Annotated in this window: 15 protein-coding genes; 1 reads left to right on the top strand and 14 read right to left on the bottom strand. The window is 56.8% G+C overall.

From position 1 onward, the window contains the following. From AWJ19_RS14875 to AWJ19_RS14845, 7 genes are all read right to left on the bottom strand, one after another. Positions 1–883, bottom strand: an 883-nt coding sequence (locus AWJ19_RS14875; RefSeq protein ID WP_157890014.1) for an AAA family ATPase, incomplete at its 3' end; no start/stop codon positions are given. A 1-nt stretch (position 884) separates the two neighbouring features. Continuing rightward, positions 885–2,069, bottom strand: coding sequence for an exonuclease SbcCD subunit D (locus AWJ19_RS14870; RefSeq protein WP_068724870.1), 1,185 nt, complete (start codon positions 2,067–2,069; stop codon positions 885–887). 92 nt (positions 2,070–2,161) lie between these two features. Further along, positions 2,162–6,232, bottom strand: coding sequence for a helicase-exonuclease AddAB subunit AddA (gene addA / locus AWJ19_RS14865; RefSeq protein ID WP_068724881.1), 4,071 nt, complete (start codon positions 6,230–6,232; stop codon positions 2,162–2,164). Between the two features lie 14 nt (positions 6,233–6,246). Then, positions 6,247–9,765, bottom strand: coding sequence for a helicase-exonuclease AddAB subunit AddB (gene addB / locus AWJ19_RS14860; RefSeq protein WP_068724868.1), 3,519 nt, complete (start codon positions 9,763–9,765; stop codon positions 6,247–6,249). Between the two features lie 439 nt (positions 9,766–10,204). Beyond that, the gene (locus AWJ19_RS14855) at positions 10,205–10,714 is read right to left on the bottom strand and encodes an AraC family transcriptional regulator (protein WP_128083610.1); all 510 of its coding nucleotides are present in this window, start codon (positions 10,712–10,714) and stop codon (positions 10,205–10,207) included. Further along, complete coding sequence (locus tag AWJ19_RS14850) at positions 10,675–10,938, bottom strand: hypothetical protein (RefSeq protein ID WP_068724865.1); 264 nt, start codon at positions 10,936–10,938, stop codon at positions 10,675–10,677. The genes AWJ19_RS14855 and AWJ19_RS14850 overlap by 40 nt, the downstream gene beginning before the upstream one ends. Positions 10,939–11,296: 358 nt before the next feature. Then, positions 11,297–12,697: a class I SAM-dependent rRNA methyltransferase gene (locus AWJ19_RS14845; RefSeq protein ID WP_068724864.1), complete on the bottom strand. Its 1,401-nt coding sequence runs from the start codon at positions 12,695–12,697 to the stop codon at positions 11,297–11,299. A 98-nt stretch (positions 12,698–12,795) separates the two neighbouring features. On the opposite strand from AWJ19_RS14845, the gene AWJ19_RS14840 reads away from it, so the two are divergent. Further along, positions 12,796–13,788 carry a Na/Pi symporter gene (locus tag AWJ19_RS14840; RefSeq protein ID WP_068724863.1) on the top strand — a complete coding sequence of 331 codons (993 nt, stop codon included), beginning with the start codon at positions 12,796–12,798 and terminating at the stop codon, positions 13,786–13,788. A 108-nt stretch (positions 13,789–13,896) separates the two neighbouring features. Here the strand turns inward: AWJ19_RS14840 and AWJ19_RS14835 are convergent, their stop codons facing one another. The 7 genes from AWJ19_RS14835 to AWJ19_RS14805 all read right to left on the bottom strand — a co-directional run bounded on the left by AWJ19_RS14835 (position 13,897) and on the right by AWJ19_RS14805 (position 22,546). Continuing rightward, a complete protein-coding gene (locus AWJ19_RS14835) occupies positions 13,897–14,724 on the bottom strand; it encodes an energy-coupling factor transporter transmembrane component T (RefSeq protein WP_068724862.1) in 828 nt (275 codons plus the stop codon). After that, entirely contained in the window at positions 14,721–16,427 is a 1,707-nt protein-coding gene (locus AWJ19_RS14830) for an ABC transporter ATP-binding protein (RefSeq protein ID WP_068724861.1), read from the bottom strand. Before AWJ19_RS14830 ends, AWJ19_RS14835 begins: the two co-directional genes overlap by 4 nt. 96 nt (positions 16,428–16,523) lie before the next feature. Further along, complete coding sequence (locus AWJ19_RS14825) at positions 16,524–17,084, bottom strand: ECF-type riboflavin transporter substrate-binding protein (RefSeq protein ID WP_068724860.1); 561 nt, start codon at positions 17,082–17,084, stop codon at positions 16,524–16,526. A 177-nt stretch (positions 17,085–17,261) separates the two neighbouring features. Continuing rightward, the gene (locus tag AWJ19_RS14820; protein ID WP_068724857.1) at positions 17,262–19,487 is read right to left on the bottom strand and encodes an Ig-like domain-containing protein; all 2,226 of its coding nucleotides are present in this window, start codon (positions 19,485–19,487) and stop codon (positions 17,262–17,264) included. A 141-nt stretch (positions 19,488–19,628) separates the two neighbouring features. After that, positions 19,629–20,066, bottom strand: a complete 438-nt coding sequence (locus AWJ19_RS14815) for an NUDIX domain-containing protein (protein ID WP_068724856.1) — start codon at positions 20,064–20,066, stop codon at positions 19,629–19,631. Between the two features lie 365 nt (positions 20,067–20,431). After that, positions 20,432–21,778 (bottom strand): tRNA (N(6)-L-threonylcarbamoyladenosine(37)-C(2))-methylthiotransferase MtaB, encoded by a 1,347-nt coding sequence (mtaB, locus tag AWJ19_RS14810; RefSeq protein ID WP_068724853.1) that lies wholly within the window; start codon positions 21,776–21,778, stop codon positions 20,432–20,434. Between the two features lie 3 nt (positions 21,779–21,781). Further along, the gene (locus AWJ19_RS14805) at positions 21,782–22,546 is read right to left on the bottom strand and encodes an RsmE family RNA methyltransferase (RefSeq protein ID WP_068724851.1); all 765 of its coding nucleotides are present in this window, start codon (positions 22,544–22,546) and stop codon (positions 21,782–21,784) included. Positions 22,547–22,561 lie beyond the last annotated feature (15 nt).

Here is a 22,561-nt window from a genome sequence, read left to right as displayed (position 1 = left end):
GCACAGCCAGCCGCTGCTCGGCCTCGTCAGCCTGGCCGAGCTTCTGCTCCAGGAGGAGGATACCGTCCTCCTGGGCAAGCAGCGCCTGCCGCTTAGCCTCGCGGCGGGTGCGCTCCTCCTGCAGTTCGCGGATCTTCGCGAAGCGGTCTGAACGCTGCTGGGCTTCCTCCAGCAGCCTCCGGCACTCCTCCGCGCGGCGGGCCGCTTCCGTAAGCCGCACTTCCGCCGCCTCCACGTCCGCTTTGCCGGCGCTGCCAAGCCCCTGCTGCTCAGCCTCCAGTGCGCGCAGCGCAGCCTCATTGTCCTTGACCCTGCGGCTGAGCTTCAGCGCCAGCTGATCCCCGTACTGCTCCAGGTGGAACAGCCGCTGGAGCATCTGTCTGCGGTCGACACCCCGCAGCGACAGGAACTCGGCGAATTTGCCCTGCGGCAGCACTACCGCCCGGGTGAAATCATCCATCTTGAGCCCGATATGCTCCTCCACACAGCGGGTAACATCAGCCAGCTTGTCTGCCAGGACATGATCGCCGTCCTCCGTAAGCTCAATGAAACGGCTGATCGTATTGCTGACCGACTGATCGCCGGTGCGTTTAAACTTCCGTTCCACCCTGAAGCGGCGGGGGCCTGAAGAGGAGACCAGCTCAAAGGTAAAGGCCACGCTAAGCTGATCCTCGGAATGGTTCATGATTCCCTGCGTACCGTTCACTGCACGCTCCACCTTGCCGTACATCGCCAGCGTTATGGCATCCAGCAGGCTGGACTTGCCGCTGCCTGTCGGGCCAAAAATCCCGAACAGCCCTGTCTCGGTCAGACTGGCAAAATCTATCTCCTGCTGCTCCCTGTAGCTCTGCAATCCGGATAATTTTAATAGAATCGGCTTCACGTCAGCCCACCTCCCCTTCCTCCGGCTGGCGCCGGTCCTCTTCTTCCGCCAGCTCCAGGAACAGCCGGATCAATTCATCCTCCGGTTCCGCGCCGCCGGTCTGCCGCTGGTAAAATTTGCGGAACAGCTCCTGGACCGGCATGCGCGACCGGGCGGTCTGTTCGAGCTCCAGCTCCATCTGCGGATAGACCGGACGGATATGAATAATCCCTTCCCGCGCCTTGCGCAGACGCTGGATATCATTCAGCGACATCGCTTCCGTCAGCCGCAGCTCCAGATCGATAAAAGCATTGGCGTCTCGGCCCTCATCAAGCCAGCTGTAGACCTCCTGCAGCCCGCCGGAGGATTTCCAGTTCACCAGCGGACGGCCGCAGCTGAGATAAATCTCCTCAAATACCGGCTCACCCCCTGGTGCAACATCCACCATCGTTACCGACTTGGCCTGGCCTGCTTCGGAAAAGCTGTAGGCCAGCGGCGATCCGCTGTAACGGATCATCCCGTCCCCTTTAACTCGCTGGGCGCGGTGCAGATGTCCGAGCGCTGTATACTGGGCGCCGCAGGACAAGGCAGACGGATCTATCGTGTACGCACCGCCAACCTGGATCGGACGCTCCGAATCACTCTCCACACCGCCCAGCACATAAATATGGCTCATTGCCAGATTTACCGTCTGCGGCGTAAACTCCCGGCCCAGCAGCTTCATCAGCCTGCCGACTCGGGCACTGTATGCCAGCCGCAGCTCGTCTTCCCCGCTCTCACCGGCAAGCAGCTCGCCTAGACGGGCTTCCGAGGGATAGGGGAGGGCAGCGATTTTGGCAATTTCGCCTGTCCGCACCGCATGCACCGTAACCGGCTCCGAGGTCGGCATACCGACCAGTGTAATGCCCTGTCTGCGCACCAGCGGGGAGACGGAGGCCACACGTTCCGGCTGGTCATGATTGCCCGAGATGACCACAAGCGGCCTGCCGCCTGCAGTCAGCCTGGCTGCCGCATCATAGAACAGCTGCTCAGCCGCCGCGGGAGGATTGACCGAATCATAGACATCCCCCGCCATCAAAATAAGATCCGCCTGCCCGGCGTCGGCAATTTCCACCAGCTCATCAATGAACTGCTCCTGCTCCTGCTGCCGGCTCCGGCCTTCCAGCGTACGGCCCAAGTGCCAGTCGCCTGTATGCAATATGCGCATTTCCGCCCTCTTTTCCCCGCCACTTGCGGTATTCGTTAATCTTTCTTTCTATCAGGACTATCCGGAAAATTTGACAGTTCAATATAGTAGACTCACAGACTCACAGCATGCCCGCCGTCAAAAAAGTATAGCCAGATCTCGCTGACCGGCTCGCCTGTGATGTCCTGCAGCGCTTTGCTGTACAGCTCAAGCTGGAAACGGTATTTCTCCTTCAGCCCGTCCAGCCCGCCTGTATGCTCCAGTACGGCATCTGTTTTGTAATCGACAAGGATCAGCCGCCCGTTCTCGCGGAACAGGCAATCGATGACCCCCTGGATCAGCACGGCTTCTGCAAGCGCACCTCCGCCTGCCACCGGAGTCTCCGCTGCCGCATGATCATAATAATCCAGTCCCTCATAAGCCTCGGCGGCCGGAACCATATAACTGAACGGCTGCTCTCTCTGCTTCCACTCGGCATCCAGCAGTCTGCGTCCCAGCTCACTTCTATAAAAAGCTTCCACTTCATCGAGTTCAACCGCCTCAGCCTGCTCACCGCTCAGGATGGCAACCCTGGTAAGGCGTGCCAGGGTTGCTTCCAGCACGGCCCGGTCAACCGGTCCGTCCAGCGGAACATGCTGCATTACCGTATGGTAGGCGGTGCCGCGTTCCGCTCCCGTCAGGCCCCGTTTCTCCATGAATTTGGGACGCCGCAGATGAAGACTGTCCGCACGTGAAGCTGATTTTGCCCCCGCCCGGTCTTTCCGTCCGCCTGCTTCAGCACGCTCCTCCAGCAGATCAAAGGAAGGCTGATCCTGCAGCGAGAGCATCGATTTCAGCTCCGTAACGGATGTCTTCGCCGGAATAGTGGAGGCTGCGGCCAGCGGATACTGCCATTCAAGTCTGGCGGCAATCTCCCCGGCCACTGCTGTGGAATAGGCGGGTACCGCCTTTCCTTTGCGCAGTGCTTCAAGCACCTGCCGCTTTTCCTCGTTTTTGGCTGCATCGTCTTCCGCGGCAAAAGGAGAGTTTGAGCTTAGCGCTGCGGCATTCGTCACGGAAATGCTCCAGTTGGAGCTGTCGCCGTGCAGTACCGTTGATCCCGTCCCCTCTATACCGGCCAGCTTGCGCAGAATGGCTGCGGCAGGATGGCGGATCAGCGCCGGGCCGACCCAATCCAGATAGCTGCGGCCCCTGGCCAGCAGATGATCGGCAAGCAGCAGCTCCTCACGGTTCTGCGTGCCCGCCCAGGCGGTTACAGTGCGCGGCACATCGCGCAGCGTGCCGACGAGAATCATTTTGTCGCGCGGCCGGGTTAAGGCTACATAAAGCACACGCATTTCCTCAGCCAGCAGCTCCAGCCGGGACCGCCGGTTGATAGCAAGATACGGAAGGGTCGGATAGCTGACTCTCGTCTCCCGCTCCACAAAGCGCGGGCCGAAGCCCAGCTCCTTATGCATCAGGAACGGGGAATGCAGATCCTGGCGGTTGAATTGCTTCGCCATCCCGGCGATGAAAACAACCGGGAATTCCAGACCTTTGGACTTATGGATTGTCATGATATTTACCCCGCCGGTTTCTTCACCGGTTCCTGCGGCAACCCCGAGGTCACCCCCGTTTTCACGGAGACGGTTGATAAAGACGAGAAAGCGGAACAGCCCGCGGGCCGTAGTATCATTTTCGAACTGGACAGCCCGGTCATACAAGGCTTTGAGGTTGTTCTGGCGCTGGAAGCCGCCCGGCAGGCCGCCGACCCATTCCAGATAACCGCTTTCCCCGTAAATGCGCCAGATCAGCGTGCTCAGACTCCCCTGCCTTGCGGCATTTCTCCAGCCCTCAAGCTGGTTAAGGAAATGCTGCAGCTTCTCACGCAGCCGCGGCGGGATCTGTATTGAAGACTCTGTGCCGGAATCTGCAGAATCGGAATGTTCCAGTGCTGCTGCAATCTCCGCCTGAGCCTGATTATCGGCCCCGGTCACGGCCGTTTGCCCCCCGGCAGCAGCTGTGAGTGCGTCATAGAAAGTCCCGTTGCTGCACAGACGGACGGCGGCCAGCTCCTCCTCGGTCAAGCCGACAACGGGCGAGCGGAGCACCCCGGCCAGCGGAATGTCCTGGCTTGGATTATCTGTAATCTGCAGCAGCGAAAGGGCAATTTCCACTTCGGTAGCCTGAAAATAGCCCTTGTTCTGGTCCCCGAAGGCCGGAATGCCTTCCAAGCGCAGCTCTTCGATCATCAGCGGTGTCCAGATCCGGGCCGAGCGCAGCAGTATAACGATGTCCCCGTAGACTACCGGACGCATCAGTTTCTGTGACTTATCATAAATCAGCAGCGGTGCGCCGCCGGTCATACCGGTCATCTGCGAGATGCGCCGGGCAATGGCCCGTGCTTCCAGCTGTGCCGTTTCGCTCTCGATGGCATCATTCTCCTGGGCCGGGATTTCACCGTCTTCCCCGGCTTCTTCAGTCCGTCCGCCGGAGGAAGATCCTTTGTCGATCAGCAGCAGCTCAGGGGCAAAATAAGTATCCGGCCCCTTCTCGGCCGCACCGGGAAAGTTCGCCCCGTATACGAGCTCAGCCCGTTCATCATAGCTGATCTCGGCGACCGTCTTGTCCATAATCTGCCGGAACACCATATTAACGGCATTCACGACCTCCATCCGGCTGCGGAAATTGCGGGCCAGGTCGATAACCATGCCGCTCGGAGCGGTCCCGTCTTCTGTGCCTGCAGGAGACGCGTTCTTTGCTTCAACGCCGCCCGCTGCACTGAAGCTGTTGTATTTGTCCAGGAACAGCCCCGGCTCGGCAAGCCGGAACCGGTAGATGCTCTGCTTCATGTCGCCGACCATGAACCGGTTACCCGGCGCCTCACGCGCAATCAGCCGGACAATTTCCTCCTGCACACTGTTGGTATCCTGATATTCATCGAGCAGCACCTCATCGAACTGCTCACGGTATTCCACCGCGGCATCCGAAGGAAGCGAATGGCCCGGCTGCGAATCAGGATGACGCAGAATCTGCAGGCAGTAATGCTCCAGATCACTGAAGTCGACCAGCCCCCGCCCGGCCTTCTCCTGGCGGTAACGCTCACCGAAGGCGATAACGGTCTCCGCCAGCTCATGCATCAGCGGAGCCGCCTCATGCAGCTCTGCCAGAAAAGCATCAGCGGGACGCCCGAACAGTGATTTCTGCAGCTCCAGCAGACTCTTCTTCACATTGTCGCGGAGCTCCTTGACCATCTCCTGCAGTCCTGGATCGGTTGAATCCTTCCGGCAGGCCTTAAGCTTGCCGAAATAGATTTCCACAAACACATCATACAGCTCCGCCCAGGGCCGCGAGGCCAGCGCCTCCTGCATCCCGTGCACCATGGCCAGATCCTCGGCCAGATTATCCGCATACGGGGCAGGCCCGCCCGGCTGCAGGGCAATCTCCCTGGCCTGCAGCAGCTGGCTGGCAGCGCCGTCCAACGTCAGCTTGGCTTCAGCCAGGATGCTCTGCACCCACGGGGTCTCTCCCAGACTCTCCGTGTCCGGCAGCGCAAAATCAGCCGCAGTGTCCCGCAACCACTGGTCAGGCCACGGATGACTGCGCGAAAAATCATGCAGCCGCTGTATCAGCGCATGCACTGCATCATCGCTGCGCTCCCCGCTGAACCAGTCAGCCAGCTGTACAAATACGGGGTCCTCCTCTTCCTCATTCATTTCCCCGTATTTCTCTTCCAGCAGCTCTTCCAGCAGCTCCTGGCGCATCATTTCCGCCTCATGCTCATTCAGTATCCGGAAGCCCGGATCGATCGGGATGATCTGATAATATCTGCGGATGACTTCCAGGCAGAAGGAGTGAAGCGTTGTAATCGAAGCTCTGCCCAGCAGGGCCAGCTGGCGGCGCAGATGATCCACCTCAGGGCTCTGCCCGCCTGCGGCGCCCTCCGCCTCCTCCAGCTTCTGTTCCAGCGCCTCACGGATCCGCTGGCGCATTTCCGACGCTGCCGCTTTGGTGAACGTGGCGACGAGCAGCCGGTCCACGCTGAAGCCGGTTTGCGCGCGGCTGATTTTGCGGATAATCCGCTCCACCAGTACCGCCGTTTTGCCTGAGCCTGCTGCAGCTGCAACGAGTATATCGTCACCGCTCTCGGCGATCGCCCGCCACTGGTCGTCGCTCCAAAAGCTGCCTTCCGGCTTTGGTTCCATTTCCGCCCTGATCCTCACGGCTTCTCTCCTCCTTTATTCGACAGCAGCTCCCAGACAGCATCCTTGCCCGGTTTGCCCAGATTGTTATAACCGTTGCCTTCTACCGCCTCATCGAACTGGCAAACCGGCCGGAACGAGCAGAAGGTACAAGCTGTCTCCTGCTGAATCCGGTAAGGCTGGATAGCTACATCCCCTTCCGTAATCCGCGTCCCGATCTCTGTAATATTGCTGCGTACTGCGGTCAAAAGCTGTCCCCACTGCTCAGGCGTAGCTACGGACGCACTGCTGTAGAAGCTTCCGTCACTTTTTAGCGCTACAGGTACTATGGAGGAATAGCCTTTGTCCAGCGTTGTATCCATCAGCGAGACTACCTCACGGTCGGCAGTCAGCAGCCCCTTCATTTTGAACCGCTTGAGCAGCTCCTGCGCAGCCTGTTCGCGGTTAAGGCCGTTCGGTGACGTAAGCAAGGGGTCATGTACGTGAAAATATAACGTTCCAGCTGGAAGGGCCGCCCGGCCCAGCCACTGCTCCGAATAGGTAAGCAGCACATCGAGATAGGTCAGCATCTGCAGCGACAAGCCGTAATACACCTCATGCAGCCTCAGATCCTTCTGGCTCGATTTGTAGTCGATTACCCGCAGCAGCACGCCCTGCTCGCTTTCCGCCTTATCCACCCGGTCAATCCGCCCGACTACCTCCATCACACAGCCGTTGGGCAGGGTGATTCTCAGCGGCGGCAGATCCTTGCCCGGTCCAAAATCCAGCTCCAGCCCCGCCGGCTCAAAGCTGCCCCGGCGGGCATGCTCGCCTAGAATAATCGAGGCGCGCCCGACAATATTCTTGAGCTTGCGGGAAATATATCCGTACCGTTTGGTGCTCATGAGGATTTCTCCCTGCAGCAGCGGGGCAAGCTTGTCCACCGTCGCTCCGGCTTCCTTCCGGCATTCCTCTGCTGACAGGCTGCCCCAGCCCTTACCCTGATCCTGCAGACGCTTGGCCATGTCGCTCAGTGCCGCATGGAACAGCTGCCCGATATCTGGAGCCTGGAGCTTGTAGAGCTGACGCTCCTTAAGCCTTAGGCCATATGAGGCAAAATGGGAGAAGGAGCAGGCCACGAATTTCTCCATCCGCGAGACGCTGCCCCGCAGCGTTGAACCTCCGTACAGCCGCAGGCTCGTCTCCCGCCGCAGCGGAATCCCGCTGTTGCGGTAGAACAGCGATCTCAGCAGACGCTCCAGCGGCAGCCGCCGTTCCCGGCCCCCGCTGATGTACCAGTTGTAGGCATCCCACCAGATGCCGGGTATGTCCACGCCCTGCTTCCACTGACGGAGCTGCATAATCAGCATACGCAGTGTCTGCTCCGGCTGGCCGATGAAGCCGAGGTGCCGGGCTTCCCCGTCAGTATCGTCCGGCTGGATTGTCGAAGGGAACCCGGACGTGATATGTTCGGTCAAACTCTCAGGGAACATAACGTGCAGCTGGCGGATAATCTCGGAAGGCAAAAGTGCCTTGCCTTCATCATCCGCAGTCGCATAGCTGATCCACAATCTGCAGCTGGCAGTCGTTAGCGCATTATAGACCAGGAACCGCTCGTCCAGCAGCTTGCGCGCGGCTCCCGGCGCAAGCTCCATACCGGCATTCTCCAGCACCAGCCGCTCTCCTTCGGAGAGAATTCCGTCTTCCTTGAACTGGGCCGGAACAACCCCTTCATTAAAACCGAGCAGAAAAGCATATTTTACGCCAGTAGTCCGGGTCCGGTCCATCGTCCCGACCAGCACCTGATCCAGAGACGGCGGAACAAGTCCCATTCTGAGCTCGGTAAGCCCCGTTTCCAGCACTCCGGCGAACAGCTCAAACTCCAGCCGCTCTTCGCCCATCATTTCGGCAATCTGGTCCAGCAGGTCAAGCACTGCATCCCACAGCTGGCTGTTCTCACGGGAAGCCGCCGGCTCACCCTGCTCCAGGGCTGCCGCACTTTGCTGCTCCAGCTTGCGTGCGATATCCGCTTCCTGCAGCAGCTGATAGACGGCTGTACACAGCTCAAGACCGGTACGGCTCCGCTTGACCCGCTTCTCAAAAGCATAGAGAGGCCCGGTAATTGCTTCACGGCACGCTTCCATCTTCGCCAACAGAGCCTCATCCACAACTCTGGCCCCTTCAAGCGACAGGCTCGGTATTCCCTTCCACGGCTTGCCGTTAGTCCAGCGATAACCCTGGATGCCGCAGGCAAGCACATAGTTCTCGAGCTGATCCATATCCTCACGGGTCAGGCTGCCGTCCAGCGGCAGCAGCAGGTCGGTCTTCACACAGCGGAACACGTCCTCGTAACGCCAGCGGCGGCGCACGGTATCCAGCGCAGAGCGGATAAATTCCGCCAGCGGATGATGCAGCTCACTGGCCTTTTGGTCAAGAAAAAAGGGAATGCCGTAATCTTCGAATAACGGGGCAACCAATGCCTCGTAGTCGCTGATATTCCGTACAAATACGGCCATTTCACCGTATCTTGCCCCTTCCTCGCGGGCAAGGCGGAGCATTTCCCGCAGCGCGCCTTCAACCTCGGTCCTGCGGGAGGAGGCTGCCGTTACCGATAGTTCTCTGCCAACCTGTCCGGCAGCGCCGTTCCACTTCCAGCGGCGTCCGTAGCTGCGTTCCAGATGAGCAAGGGCGGGACTGTCCGCAAAACGCGGTAATACAGTTGGGGCAAGCAGCTCATCCCAGACCTCAAGCCCCGCCTCCTCCGCCATCCCGCGCAGCTTGATATAGGTAACAGCCGGCGGATGAAACAGCTCCAGCTCATGCGGCTGCAGCCCGGGCGGATAAATTTTGTCCAGGGTCAGCGCCACGGTTACCTTGGAGGCATGCAGCATGATTTCGCGCAGCACCAAAAATTCTTGTGGAGTAAAGCCATGAAATCCGTCTACCCAGACTTCGGCGCCGCGGATAAATGAAGAATCCGGAATATGTGCGGCGAGTTCAGCCAGCCTGTCTTCTTCATCGATATACAGTCCCGTCATTGCCCGCTCCAGATCGCTGAATACAAGCTGCAGATCATCCAGCTTGCCGGCCAGAATCGGGCTGCCCGAAGAGTCCCGCATTCTTGACAGCTGCTCCTCCAAATCATTAGTTCCGAGGCAGCAGCGCTTCAGCTCGGTATGCAGGCTGCTCAGCCGTTCAACGAAGCCGGGCCGGTCACCGGAGGCGCCGAACAGCTTCAGCTCATCCTTGCGGCGGCTGATAATTTTGTAGAGCAGCATTTTCTTGCCTTCCTCGCTGATCGGCAGACCCGCGCTGCCCCCCGTCTCCTGCTTCACCCGGTAAGCCAGCCGGGAGAAGCTGAGCGTCTGGGCCCTGACGCTGCCCTTAGCTTTTGCCGTACTCAGCAGCCCCCGTTCCGCACTGAATGAGCCCTGTTCAGGCACAAGCACAATCAGCGGTGCCCCCAGCGGCTCTGATTCCAGCCGGGAGGAGACCTCCTCCCAAATTTTCGTAGTTTTGCCGCTGCCCGAGCGGCCTAGCAAAAAGTTCACCGTCATTGCAGTAGACTCCTTCCGTGGTGCAGATGGGGTGCGTAGACCCCGGCACCCTTGTTACATTCGTCCCAACATTATAGCATATCTGCAAATCTCTTAATAGAACGTACGTTTGCCATTGTTTTCAAATCTCAATATTTACCTGTAAGCAGCGTAAGAAAACAACCGCAATGCCTGCGGCTGTATCCCTGTTTTGACATGATCATAACGATCCTATTTTTTTTGGTAGCAGCACTTTAAGCCACTCCTGCGCCTCGGCTTCTCCGGAGAATACATGGCCCGGGCAGCCATATCCTTTTTTGGTAGAAAGGGCCGTTACCGGTTTATACAAGGCGAGCAGCCTGGAGCTTACGATTACAACAGCGAATCCGGCGCAGCTGCAGGCAATCTTCTCCTTATGCGGCTTGCACCAGATCCATACACAGCTTCGTCACACACTCATTTAGCCCTGCTCCAGCATCTGTCTGGCATGCTGCAGCCGCTGCTCAGTCACAAAGACAGGGACGGTGTTGCGGAACATTTCCCTGAAGCCCTTTTTGAGCTTGAATTCATTGAGGCAGATTAGAGGGTACAGGCCGGACATTATAGGCGGCTGGGGTAATCGCGTTGCAGCAGCTCTTTTTGCCAGCTGTAGACTCGGAATATCCTCTTTTGACAATTTCTCGCCGGAAGAAATCCGCTGCGTTTCATACAATGACTCATTGAGATATAACGCGAGCAGCTCCAGCATTTTACTTTCCAGGTACAGTTTCCGCACGCCCCCGCTGTATATACAGTCGGCAATCTGCGCCAGAATCTGGCGGATGACGGGTGTGATTTTATTTTTGGTAAACCATACATCCCCTCCGCTAAAGAGACGCAGCCGTTCGTCCCCGCTTAGTTCCTCCGTTATCTGGCCAAAATGCTCCGGGCTCATGTCGATGCTGAAAAAGCGGTAGCGGGCATTCTGCACGTACAGTCAATGTCAAGGTGGAACACCAGGCTAAAATCGGTCACCTGGATATGTCCCCGGGTCAGCAGGCTTTTGCAGCTTCCGCTTTCCGGCTCTCCGGGCGGGGTAATCTCGGAATAGCTCCCGTCCAGGTGATACGTATATTGAAATCCGTAACAGACCAGCGATTTGTGCGCATCTATCACTTGATGACCGCTGCTGCGGCCTTCAGTCTGGTTCAGCATATGGTTCGGCCCTATTAGTTAGGGGCAGTATATGGTGGTGAGTAAAGGTTTGCAAAAGAAAAAGAGTACCTGGGGGTACTCTCTGTAATGTAGCTATTTTGCAGCGTCCCCGGCCTATTGCAGGGGGCAGGCAGAATCAAGGGATTTTTGACCTTGATTTCGCCTTTTGCCCGCGGCAGCTGGAATCAAGGGCATTTTTGCACTTGATTTCGACCTTTTGCCCGCGGCAGCTGGAATCAAGGGCATTTTTGACCTTGATTTTGCTCTTTTGACCGCGGCAGGCAGAATCAAGGGCATTTTTGACCTTGGTTTCGCCTATACGCGTGCGCCAGAAGTCAGCGCAGGCCGCATCAGCTCATTATTTCTTGCTCCGTACCTCAAACACGGCAAATTTCAGGTAATGGCCCTCGTCCACTCCGAGAATCTGCGGGTGGTCCTTGCCGGCTGCGCGCCATTCGATCAGGCGCAGCACCTTGCCGGCATCCTTGGCCGCTTCGGCGATGGTGTCGAGGAACAGCTGAGGCTGCATATGGTACGAGCAGCTGGCCGTTACCAGATAGCCGCCCTCGTTAACCAGCTTCATGCCATGCAGGTTGATGTCCTTGTAGCCGCGGACGGCTCCCGCTACTGCGCTTTTGGTTTTGGCAAAAGCAGGCGGGTCCAGGATGACGACATCCCAGGTTCGTCCGCCGCCGGCGGTCATCGGCTTGGCCGTATCTGTCTTGGCTGCCGGCTTGCCGCCCGGATTGACGTCTGCTTTGCTGGTAGCCCGCTCCGAGCGCTCCTCCAGCCCTTTTACCTGATTGCGCAGGAAGGCAAACGCATCGTCCACAACAAATTCAACGCGGTCCGTGAAGCCGTTGATCTCGACATTCGCCTTGGCGCTTTCGATCGCATGGGCGGATACGTCAAGACAGGTTACTTTTTTCGCGCCGTATTTGCAGGCATGCAGTGTGAAGCTACCCGTATGCGCGAAGCACTCCAGCACGGTTGCGCCATCCCAGTAAGGGAAGGTGACCGGCTTGCCGCTTTTGTTAACCGGAAGGGTCTGCACAGATCCGTCTTCGGTCTCGACTTCCTGCAGCGTAATGCCGCTGCGTCCGCCCCAGCCCTTCATCAGCGGAGCAATCGATGCCCGGTTCTCGCGCTGGTCGAAGAAATATCCGGTCTTCTGGCCTTCTTCAATATCAACAATCACCTTAAGCCCGTTCTCAGTCACCGTAATATGCCGCGGACATTCGCCGTACAGTACGCCGGTTCTCTGCTCAAGGCCTTCCAGTTCACGGACGGAAACATCGCTGCGCTCATAAATGCCCTGCGGTGCCATCACCTGTACGAGCGCCTCCACGATAGCGTCCCGGCATGTGTCCATGCCCAGTGTCAGCAGCTGCACAACCAGAACATCCCCGAACCGGTCAATAATCAGGCCCGGCAAAAAATCCGCCTCGCCGTATACGAAACGGTATGCGTCTGCTCCCGGCAGAAACCGTTCCCGGTGCTGCAGGCAGCTTGTAAACCGTTCAACAAAAAATGCCGTATCCATCCCGGCGAGCGGGGACTGTGATACAATTCTCACCCGGATCTGTGAGGCCGGATTGTAATATCCGGTCGCCAGATATCTCCCCTGATGATTAAGCACATCCACCAAACCGCCGGCCTGCGCCTCTCCGTCCACTGAAGCTACCTCACTTGCGAACACCCACGGGTGGCCCTGCTCCAGTCTTTTTTTGCGGCCGCGTTCCAGAATAACCGATGCCAATGACTTCAACTCCCTGTTCCTATTGTTAATTTCATACATGTCCACTGCATTGCTTTCATATATTGGTGTACAACCCCCGTTCAAAGGAGCATGTCCTTATGATCCGTGACCTGCTGTTCCCTGTCATATACGGCCTTGTTATATTTCTCGCCGGCATGAAGCTGATGGAGACGGCGCTGGCGAAGCTCGCCGGCCCGCTGCTGACGCGGAGCCTGCATAAAGCGACCTCTACGCCGGTGAAGGGCCTTATCGCCAGCAGCCTGCTGTCAGCGCTGCTGCAGAGCAGCACCGCCGTAACCGTGCTGACCATCGGCATGGTCAATGCCGGGCTGCTCACGTATGCCCGCACGCTGGGCATTATCCTCGGCAGCAACATCGGCACCTGCCTGACCACCGAGCTGATCGGACTGCAGATCAGCTCCGCCGCGGCGCCGCTGTTCACCGCGGCGCTCTGCCTGTGGGCCGCTGCCGTCATCGTCGGCGAGCTGCCGCCCTTCACCTGGCGGGCCGCCGAGGCCTGCCGCAAGGTTTCTGGCCCGCTCCAGTTCATCAGCCTGGCGGTCGCCGGCTTTGCCCTGGTGCTGTGGGGCATCGCCGTCATGCAGTCGGTCGGCCCCGCGCTTGAAGCCAGCGGCATGTTCCGCTGGTTCCTGGACCATGCGGCCACCAGCGCCCTGTGGGGCCTGGCCGCCGGAGCCTGCCTGACCGCGATGCTGCACAGCAGCGCTGCGGTCATCGGGATGGCAATGGGTCTCGCTTCCGCAGGCACCATGCCGCCGGAAATCGGCATCGCCATTGTGCTCGGCGCCAATGTCGGTACCTGTGTCACCGCCGTCATCGCTTCAATCGGCGGCTCAGCCTCCGGCAAGTTCGTCGCCGGCTCGCATGTGGCGCTCAACGTCGGCGGCGCCGTGCTGTTCCTGCCGTTCATCGGCCCGCTGCAGGACCTGGCCGCCTTGTTCGGCGGCGGCCCCGCCTCCCAGCTCGCCCATGCCCAGACGATCTTCAATGTCGTCTGCTCACTTGCCGTGCTGCCGCTGTGCTATCTGCCGCTCTGGTCCAGAGTCGAGCAGCGGCTCAGCCGCATTTAATCTGCCTCAGCTGCCGAAAGGCGCCTGCACAGCGTTTCTCCTTAGCCGGGAGAATCGCTGTACTATTATACTTCAAACTGCCCTGTGATACTAATCTATTCTTTACATTTAGAAGATGCTGTAGAATCTTGAGCCGTCATAAAAAGTAAGGATCAGCGCTGCCGCGGCCAGCAACAGCATCAGCCCTAAGGCAATATAGTCCCTGCCCGTAATGGGGCGGCCCATGTACCAGGTCCGTTTCCGGCCGCTGCCGAAGCCGCGCAGCTCCATCGCCGTGCTGATTTTCTCGATCCGTTCAATGCTCGACAGGATCAGCGGCAGCAGGATGGATACGATATTTTTGAGACGCCGGGGCAGCTTCTCTTTGCGGGAAAGATCAATTCCTCTTGCCTGCGCTGAGAAGGAGATATTCTCGTAGTCCCGCTGGATATCGGGAATATAACGCAGCGCCAGCGATACGGAATAAGCAATTTTATAGTTCACTCCGATCCGGTTCAGGGACGCGGCGAATTCACTCGGATCTGTCGTCAGCAGGAACAGCAGCGCCACCGGGATGACTACGGCATACTTCAGCGCGATATTAAGCTGGTAGAACAGCTGTTCAGCTGTAACGGTGTACCGTCCGGCCAAGTGGAACAGATCGTGGCGGGTGCCGTAAATCCGTGTACCCTCCAGAGGAGAGAACAGAAAAATCGCCAGATGGTTAAGCAGAAAAAAGAACAGGATAAAATACAGCACAAAAGCGTAGTCCTGAAACCTCACTTTTGAAACTTTAAACAAAACAAGACTGATCAGCAGCATGACAACCAGGCATCTCGTATCGTAGGTAATCATTGCCGTCAGCGACCAGGCAATGAACACAATCAGCTTGGCTGCTCCGCTCAGACGGTGAACCGGCGAGTCCTGCTTCGTATAAGTCAGCATTTTGGCTCTCATCTGCGGCGCACCTCCCGGTCAAAAGCAATAAACGTGCGGACCAGCGCCTCCGGCTGCTGCAGCCCCGCCCTTAGCGCAAGCGTATAGAGCGAGGTTTCCCTCAGGTTGGCCTTCTCTACAATAGAACGGTCCGTCAAAATCCGCTCCGGCCGGTCATCGCCCGCCTTCTTCCCGTCCGCCAGCACAATCGCCCGCTGCGCATACTCCAGCATCAGATGCATATCATGCGTGATCATGATTACTGTAATTCCCCGGTTGCTCAGCCCCCGCAGAAATTCCATCATCTCATTATAATGCCGGTAGTCCTGGCCGGCGGTCGGCTCATCCAGAATAATAATCTCCGGCTCCAGCACCAGGATCGAAGCGATGGTGACCCGCTTCTTCTGCCCGTAGCTGAGCGCAGATACCGGCCATTCACGGAATTCATGCAGGCCGCAGATTCGCAGCACGTCATGAACACGTTCCCGGATCTGTTCCTCTGGAACATCGCGCAGTTTAAGGCCAAGGGCGACCTCATCATACAGCAGCGTCTTTGACAGCATATGATTCGGATTCTGCATGACAAAGCCGATGCGCTCCGCCCGCTCTTTGATGGTATCCCGGCCGATATCACGGCCGTTCAGCCAGATGCTTCCCGAGGATGGCTTATAGAAGCCGCAGATCAGCTTGGACACGGTAGACTTCCCGGCCCCGTTCCTGCCGGCGATGGCCAGCATCTCGCCCCGGTTAACGGTCAGCGACAGTTTGTCCAGCACGGCTGTCTCCCGGTCATAGCCGAAGCTGACCTCTTTCAGCTCAAGCAGCGGAACGGCTTCAGCCGCAGTTGTCTGCTCCCGGTAGCCGTCAATCCACTGCTGCAGCCGTCCGGCGGCAGCATCCAGCCGGAGCATCTCCGGATGCTGGGGCTGGAGATCAGGTGTTACCGCCACACCGGCATACCGCAGCGCGGTCAGATACAGCGGCTCGCGTAGCCCGGTTCCGGCCAGCAGGCCGGAGCTCAGCAGCTCGGCAGGCGGCAGATCGGCAACGATGACCCCATCGTTCATGATGATAATCCGGTCCACCGGCCGGTGCAGGACCTCCTCAAGCCGGTGTTCGATGATAATCACCGTTTTACCGGTTTCACGCTGGAGCCGGTCAATATGTTCTATGGTCCGGGTACCAGTATAAGGATCGAGACTGGCCAGCGGTTCATCGAACAGCAGAATATCGACATTGCCGGCGAGTACGCCGGCCAGCATCGTCTTCTGCTTCTGGCCGCCGGAGAGCTCCTGCGGTGAAGCCGGCAGCAGTTCCTCAATACCGGCAGCCCTGGCTGCCGCAGTTACCCGCTCCTTCATTTCATGCAGGGGCACTGCCGCGTTCTCCAGCACGAAAGCGATATCCTCGCCTACTGTAAGCCCGACAAACTGCCCGTCCGGGTCCTGCAGCACAGTCCCTACCGTTTGTGACAAAGCAGCGATACTCTGCTCCTGCTGCTCCTTCCCCATGATGCGCAGGCTTCCGGCCGTCTCTCCAGGGTAGTAAAAGGGGATCAGCCCGTTGATGCAATGGGCAAGCGTGCTCTTGCCGCTGCCCGAAGGGCCGACAATTAACACCTTCTCGCCCTCTCTGATGCTCAGATTGATTCCGCGCAGTGTAGGCTCCTGCTGAGCCCGGTAGGTGAAGCTGAAATTTGTAAATTCTATAACGGCTTTGCTCATCTCTACCTTCCTCTTTCAATAATTCGTTCCGTATGCATCCTCTTTATTTCAACAGAAAAGCCGGTGATTGTCACCGGCTTTCTGCTAAATATTCAATTAACCCAGCTTCCTGAGGCTTCCCTGCTTGGTGCGCGTCTTGGCATAGGCTGCTGCGAGCAGCGTGCCGATGACAGCCACCGTTACAATGTTTGCCGCTCCGGCAGCCAGCCCTTGCGTGTATACCTTATTCGCCGGTTCTGCATAGATCAGAATGTCCAGCGTCGGTGCTACAGCGAACCAGGCAATGGCATTGGCCACAATCTGGGCCAGGTTAAAGCGGATAATCTCTCTTTTGCCGAATACACCATCCTGGATGGAAATGCCGGCAACCAGCAGGCCGATAATCAGCCCGACCAGTCCGGAAGAGATGACCCAGCTGAACCAGGGGGAGCCGTAAAAAATGAAATCCTTCAGCGTGTGACCGATAAGTCCGATCAGCAGTCCGGCTACAGGACCATACAGCAGCGAAAATAACGCAAGCAGCGCGTAAGTCGTTTCAATGCTCGTATTCGGAATGCCCGAGGGAATCGAACCGAATCTTCCCAAAATTACGAATAAGGCCGATCCGATCCCCACCGCTACAATCGATCTGATAGATAATAACTCTCTCTTCGCCATCTGCTTCATCTCCTTGATAATTGGATTTACCTATGGCGTACAGCATGTTCTGCCTGACCTGGATACGCCTGTTATGTACTTTTCAGAATTATACATCGGATTACTCGGGTTTACTATAGCTTTAGCCAAAAAAAATCTGCAAAGCGCCGGAACAGCAGCTCTGCAGATCAGATGAATTTATTTTACAGTAACCGTTACGGTTACCGTCTTGTTGTTCCATTTGCCTTTGATGGACGCTGTTCCTTTGCCCACCGCTGTAATTGTACCGGAAGCATTCACCTTTGCTACTGTAGGTTTGGAGCTGGTCCATACTACGCTGCCAGTAACGATAGCTGTTTTGCCGGTATCATACAATGCTGTTGCCACTACACTCTGGGACGCGCCGGCAGCAAGTGCCAGCTTGGTTTCATTCACGGTCAGCTTGGTCAGCTTAGGCACTACGTTGACCTTAACTGTAGCGGTGATACCCTGATAGGAACCGGTCATTGTCGCTGTACCTTCAGATACAGCTTTGACTGTCGTTCCCTTAACAGTGGCCACTGCAGTATTGGAGGATTCCCAGTTCATCGCGCCGGAGAAATTCGCCGACTTCCCGTTTGCAAAATATCCCGTTACCTTGATCGCTTTGGAAGCTTTAAGATTCAGATCTACTGCACCAGGCTCTACAACGAGCTTCACGACCTTCTGCTCAATCGTTACCGGAATACTGATGGTTTTGTTGGAATACGTACCTTTAAGTGTAGCCGACCCTTTCGTCAGCCCTTTAATCACTTTACCGTTCGCTGTTTGCTTGAGGACCGCATTGGTCCCGGTAATTTCCCAGGTAATAGTGCTTGTAACATCAACCTCATCGCCGTTTTCGAGAACTGCATTTACGGACGGCAATCCCTGTTCCTCACCAATAACGAGACCCAGCGCATCCTCAGGTCCAATCAGCACCAGCACCTTGTTCTGCACGGTAACTTTCAGCTCCACGCTCTTCCCGCGAATCGGAGAAGCTCCGGAGGAGACGTTGCCCGCTTTGATATTACCGGTAAGCGTTACGGTTCCCGCCTTGATGGCAGACAGCTTGTTATCCTTGATCTCGGCAATATCCTCGTTGGCCGAGGACCATGCAATTTCCTGGCTGAGATCCAGCTTCGTTCCATCCAGCTTCGTTCCGCTAACCTTCGGCAGGCTGACGCTGTCCGCAGTATAAGCTTCCAGTTCGGACTTATCCAGTACCAGTTCAGTAATAGTCGGCAGCACGGTTACCTTCAATGTTTTGCTGACACCGTGGCTCTCCGCCTTAATGACTGCTGAACCGACCGCCTTGCCGGTAACTGTTGCTGTCGCTGCATCTTTAGTAACTGTAGCCGCCAGCAGGTTGTCGGAAGACCAGTTTGCATCAGAAGACTGGTTTTGCTTTGAGTTTACAGCATTTCTCATTTCTGCTTTTACTGTCAGGCTCTCGCCCAGGAAAAGCGTCTGATCCTCCGAAGGAGTCAGCAGAACCGCTTCATACGGCGCACGCACATAAACATCCACGGACTTGGCTACGCCAAGGTATTTTGCTGTAATTACAGCTTTACCGGGACCAACTACTGTAATAGTACCGGCGTCTACTGTTGCCACACTTTCGCTGGAGCTTGTCCATTCTGCCTCATCGCCTATAGGCTGTTCTTCACTTTTCTCCGTTGCTTTGGTCACAGCTGTCAGCACTACCGGATCATCGCCGACCAGCAGCTCAAGCTCCTTGACAGCCACATTATCTTGTTTAAGAACAATAGCTGAATACGGCAGCTCTACCTTGGCTTTAAAAGTAGCGGTTAGTCCTTTATATTTGGCGGTAATGGTCGCGGTACCTTCACCCACCAGCGTGATCTGGCCATCCTCGATGGTCAATACACCTGTATTGGAGCTGCTCCAGTCAGCATCAGCCGAGACATCCTTCACCGAGGTTGCCGATTGTCCCCCTGTGGCTTTGGCCGTGACGAGCAGCGTATCTTCGCTGTCACCTAATTTGTAAATCCCGTCAGACTTGCGCTCCAGGGTCAAATCTTTAAAGGGATGGGTAACGGACACCTCCAGGGTGGCTACCGCATTTAGGTATGTAGCGGTAATCATGGCTGTTCCGGTATCGACCGGGGTCAGCAGCCCGTTGACTACTCTGACTGCATTTGTATTTGAGGATACCCAGGTTGAAGCTGCGGTCACGTCCTTCTTAGAGGAGGACCCTTCAATGTTGGCATATACTTTAAGCTGTTTGGGGGTTTGTCCAACGGTAAGCTCCACTTTTGCCGAGCTGTCAAAATCAATCGAGTTCGTATCGCCTGTAGCTGCAAAGACGTTTACCGGAAAAGCTGCGGCGGTAACCATTATCAAAATGAGGAGCATCTTCGTCATTTTCCTGTACACGGTCATCTGTTCTCTCCTTAGGCAGTAAGTTTATCGGTGGTTATTACCACACTCTTCCACTATATCGACAATTACACCTGAAGTGTTTACCTTATTTTCAGTTAAATTTCTGTTGCCGGCGAATTCAGGACTTTTTAACTAGATTGCTTATTCGGTAAAAGACCGGGAGAGCATCGCCATTGCTTTCTGCAAAATAGGCACATTGTTGGCATACATCCTGCTCTTCCCCCGCTCCCAGGCGGCTTCTGCTTCATGCCATTCCACAGCGTTAATCTCCTCTGCCTGTGCCTCGGTGATCCCGCCAACCGCCTCCACCAGGAAGTAATGAACCTCTTTATCTACGGTTCCGTATATGTGATGCTCATACGTGTATTTAATGACATCAATCGGGGCCTTGATAATGCCGACAGCACCAGTCTCCTCACGAATTTCCCGCAGTGCTGTCTCCTCTACCGTCTCCCCGTGCTCCATCTTGCCCTTGGGCAGCGCCACCTTGCCGTAACGGTCCACGATTAGCTGGATCTGGAGACCCGCACTGCCCCGCCGGTACACCACGCCGCCCGCTGATATTTGCTTATGCGCCATGTTGACAGCTCCTTAATAGGTTTGTGTTTTGTGGCCGCCTGTCCTGGGTTACTCCCTAAACGTGTATTTATCCCGTTAGCCGCAGCCATATAGAGGTTTCCCCCTTGCTCACTCCTTACCCCTTTTTCAGGGCTTCAAGCGCGGGTGCTCTGTACAAGCTTCCCGCACACTCACGTACTAAGCTTCGTGCCGTGTCATAGCCGCCCCAAACAGCAACAAGGATTTCATCTCCGGAGGGGAAATGAAATCCTTGCTTGTTTACGCTAGATTTCAAGAATCTGCTGTACACTATGCAACAGAACATGCCCTGCTATCAGCGGTGCGTCCATGCGCAGTACCGCAGACAGCGCAATGCCCTGGACTGGTTATGCCAGCTCAGTCTGGCGTAGTCCGGTGCGGCTGACGCCAACCAGCTCGCCTTTGCATTCGTTAATGCCTGCTTCGGTAATTTTCACCTGGCAGAGCTCGCCCTGCAGTGAATCGTCGCCGCCGAAGAACACCTGCAGGTAGTTGTCGCTGAAGCCGTGCTGGATGCTGCGGCCCGGCGCGTCCTTGGCTGAGCGCTCGGCGATGACCGAGACGGTCTTGCCGACGAACTTGCGGGCATAGGCCAGCTGCATCTCCTCGGAGAGATCGATCAGCTGCTGTACGCGCGCGTTCTTGATCTCTTCATCGACCTGGTTAAGCATCCGCGCCGCCGGTGTACCGGTCCGCTTGGAATAAGGGAACACATGCATCTCGGAGTAATTCACAGCCTTCATGAAGTCGTATCCGGCGCGGAACATGTCGTCCGTCTCGCCCGGGAAGCCGACTATGACGTCTGTAGTGATGCCTACATCCGGCATAGCCTGGCGGATCAGCTGCATTTTGGCATAATATTCTTCCGTAGTGTATTTGCGGCGCATCGTCTTGAGCACCTCGTTATGGCCGGCCTGCAGCGGAATGTGCAGATGGCGGCACATTTTGGAGCTGCGGTTCAGCACATCCAGCAGCTTCTCATCAATCTGGCTCGCTTCAATCGAGCTGATACGTACGCGTTCAAGCCCGTCAACCTTGTCCAGCTCCCAGAGCAGGTCGGCAAGACGGTAGTTGTCCAGATCATCGCCGTAGCCGCCGGTATGAATACCGGTCAGCACGAACTCCTTGTACCCGGCCTCAACCAGCTGATGCGCCTGGGCTACAATCGATTTCGGATCCCGGCTGCGCGACAGTCCGCGTGACCATGGAATAATGCAGAAGGTGCAGAAGTTGTTGCAGCCGTCCTGAATCTTCATGAACGCCCGCGTCCGGTCGGCGAAGCCCGGCACATCAAGCTCCTCGAACTCACGCGTCTTCATAATGTTGCGCACCGCGTTAACCGGCTGGCGCGACTCCTGAATGTTCTTCACATGAGTCATAATGTGCTCACGGTCCTGGTTGCCGATGACCAGATCGACGCCCGGAATATCCAGAATCTCGCCTGGAGAGGTCTGCGCATAGCAGCCCGTTACAGCGACAATCGCTTCCGGGTTGCGGCGTACAGCGCGGCGGATCATCTGCCGGCTCTTTTTGTCGCCAGTGTTCGTCACCGTACAGGTGTTAATCAGGTATACATCGGCGGTTCCCTCGAAATCCACCTGCTCGTAACCTTCATTTTTGAAAAGCTGCCAGATGGCTTCAGTGTCATAGAAATTCACTTTACAACCTAAAGTATAAAATGCTACGGATGGCATTTCTCAAGCTCCCCCCATTTCTCCGGATTCATATAAAATGCAGGCTGCAGCAACCATACCGGCTGTCTCGCAGCGCAGAATTCGCCGTCCAAGCCCTACGGATAACGCCCCGGCAGCTTCCGCCGCCTCGCACTCCTCCGGACTGAACCCGCCTTCGGGACCGACAACAACCATCACCTTGCCCCGGGATCCGGCAGGCAACCCGGCAATCCATGGTGCGGCGGCGCTGCGCAGCTGCAAGCCTTCTTCTTTTTCGTAGCAGAAGTAGACCGCGTCATATCCGCTGAAGCTCTTGAGGAGCTGCTTCCAGCTGAGCGGAGAATGAACGTCAGGAACAATATTACGGTGCGCCTGTTCAGCGGCTTCCTTACAGATCTTGCGCCAGCGCTCCAGCCGTTTGCTCTCCTTGCGCTCATCGTACTGCACAATAGTACGCTCCGAGAGAAACGGAACAAAAGCCACGGCACCGATCTCGGTGCATTTCTGGATCACCGTCTCCAGCTTATCGCCCTTGGGCAGGCTCTGGGCTACCGTAACCTGGATGCGCGGCTCATGCGTCATCTCAAGCAGCTCCACAATATTCACGACAACCTCGCCGATTTCAATCGAAGCAATCTCCGTCAGAGCCTCGCGGGACACCCCGTCGCTGACAATCAGCTTATCCCCGGCCTTCCCGCGCATCACCTTGGCAATATGACGTGCATCTTCACCGCTAATAGCTACCTGCTCTGCACCAAACTGCTCCGGGCTTACAAAATAACGCTGCATAGTTTAGCCTCATTC

It is taken from the genome of Paenibacillus sp. DMB5 (assembly GCF_001517085.1).
In the GTDB taxonomy this organism is placed as follows: domain Bacteria; phylum Bacillota; class Bacilli; order Paenibacillales; family Paenibacillaceae; genus Paenibacillus_AQ.
The sequence above is the reverse complement of the archived record's forward strand: the minus strand, read 5'-3'. Positions and strand labels throughout refer to the sequence as shown.

What these genes read in the sequence shown, in the direction of transcription:
- AWJ19_RS14870 (WP_068724870.1), bottom strand. Translation starts at nt 2,069, where the DNA reads ATGCGCATATTGCATACAGGCGACTGGCACTTGGGCCGTACGCTGGAA.
- addA (WP_068724881.1), bottom strand. Translation starts at nt 6,232, where the DNA reads ATGGAACCAAAGCCGGAAGGCAGCTTTTGGAGCGACGACCAGTGGCGG.
- addB (WP_068724868.1), bottom strand. Translation starts at nt 9,765, where the DNA reads ATGACGGTGAACTTTTTGCTAGGCCGCTCGGGCAGCGGCAAAACTACG.
- AWJ19_RS14850 (WP_068724865.1), bottom strand. Translation starts at nt 10,938, where the DNA reads ATGCTGAACCAGACTGAAGGCCGCAGCAGCGGTCATCAAGTGATAGAT.
- AWJ19_RS14840 (WP_068724863.1), top strand. Translation starts at nt 12,796, where the DNA reads ATGATCCGTGACCTGCTGTTCCCTGTCATATACGGCCTTGTTATATTT.
- AWJ19_RS14835 (WP_068724862.1), bottom strand. Translation starts at nt 14,724, where the DNA reads ATGAGAGCCAAAATGCTGACTTATACGAAGCAGGACTCGCCGGTTCAC.
- AWJ19_RS14830 (WP_068724861.1), bottom strand. Translation starts at nt 16,427, where the DNA reads ATGAGCAAAGCCGTTATAGAATTTACAAATTTCAGCTTCACCTACCGG.
- AWJ19_RS14825 (WP_068724860.1), bottom strand. Translation starts at nt 17,084, where the DNA reads ATGGCGAAGAGAGAGTTATTATCTATCAGATCGATTGTAGCGGTGGGG.
- AWJ19_RS14820 (WP_068724857.1), bottom strand. Translation starts at nt 19,487, where the DNA reads ATGACCGTGTACAGGAAAATGACGAAGATGCTCCTCATTTTGATAATG.
- AWJ19_RS14815 (WP_068724856.1), bottom strand. Translation starts at nt 20,066, where the DNA reads ATGGCGCATAAGCAAATATCAGCGGGCGGCGTGGTGTACCGGCGGGGC.
- mtaB (WP_068724853.1), bottom strand. Translation starts at nt 21,778, where the DNA reads ATGCCATCCGTAGCATTTTATACTTTAGGTTGTAAAGTGAATTTCTAT.
- AWJ19_RS14805 (WP_068724851.1), bottom strand. Translation starts at nt 22,546, where the DNA reads ATGCAGCGTTATTTTGTAAGCCCGGAGCAGTTTGGTGCAGAGCAGGTA.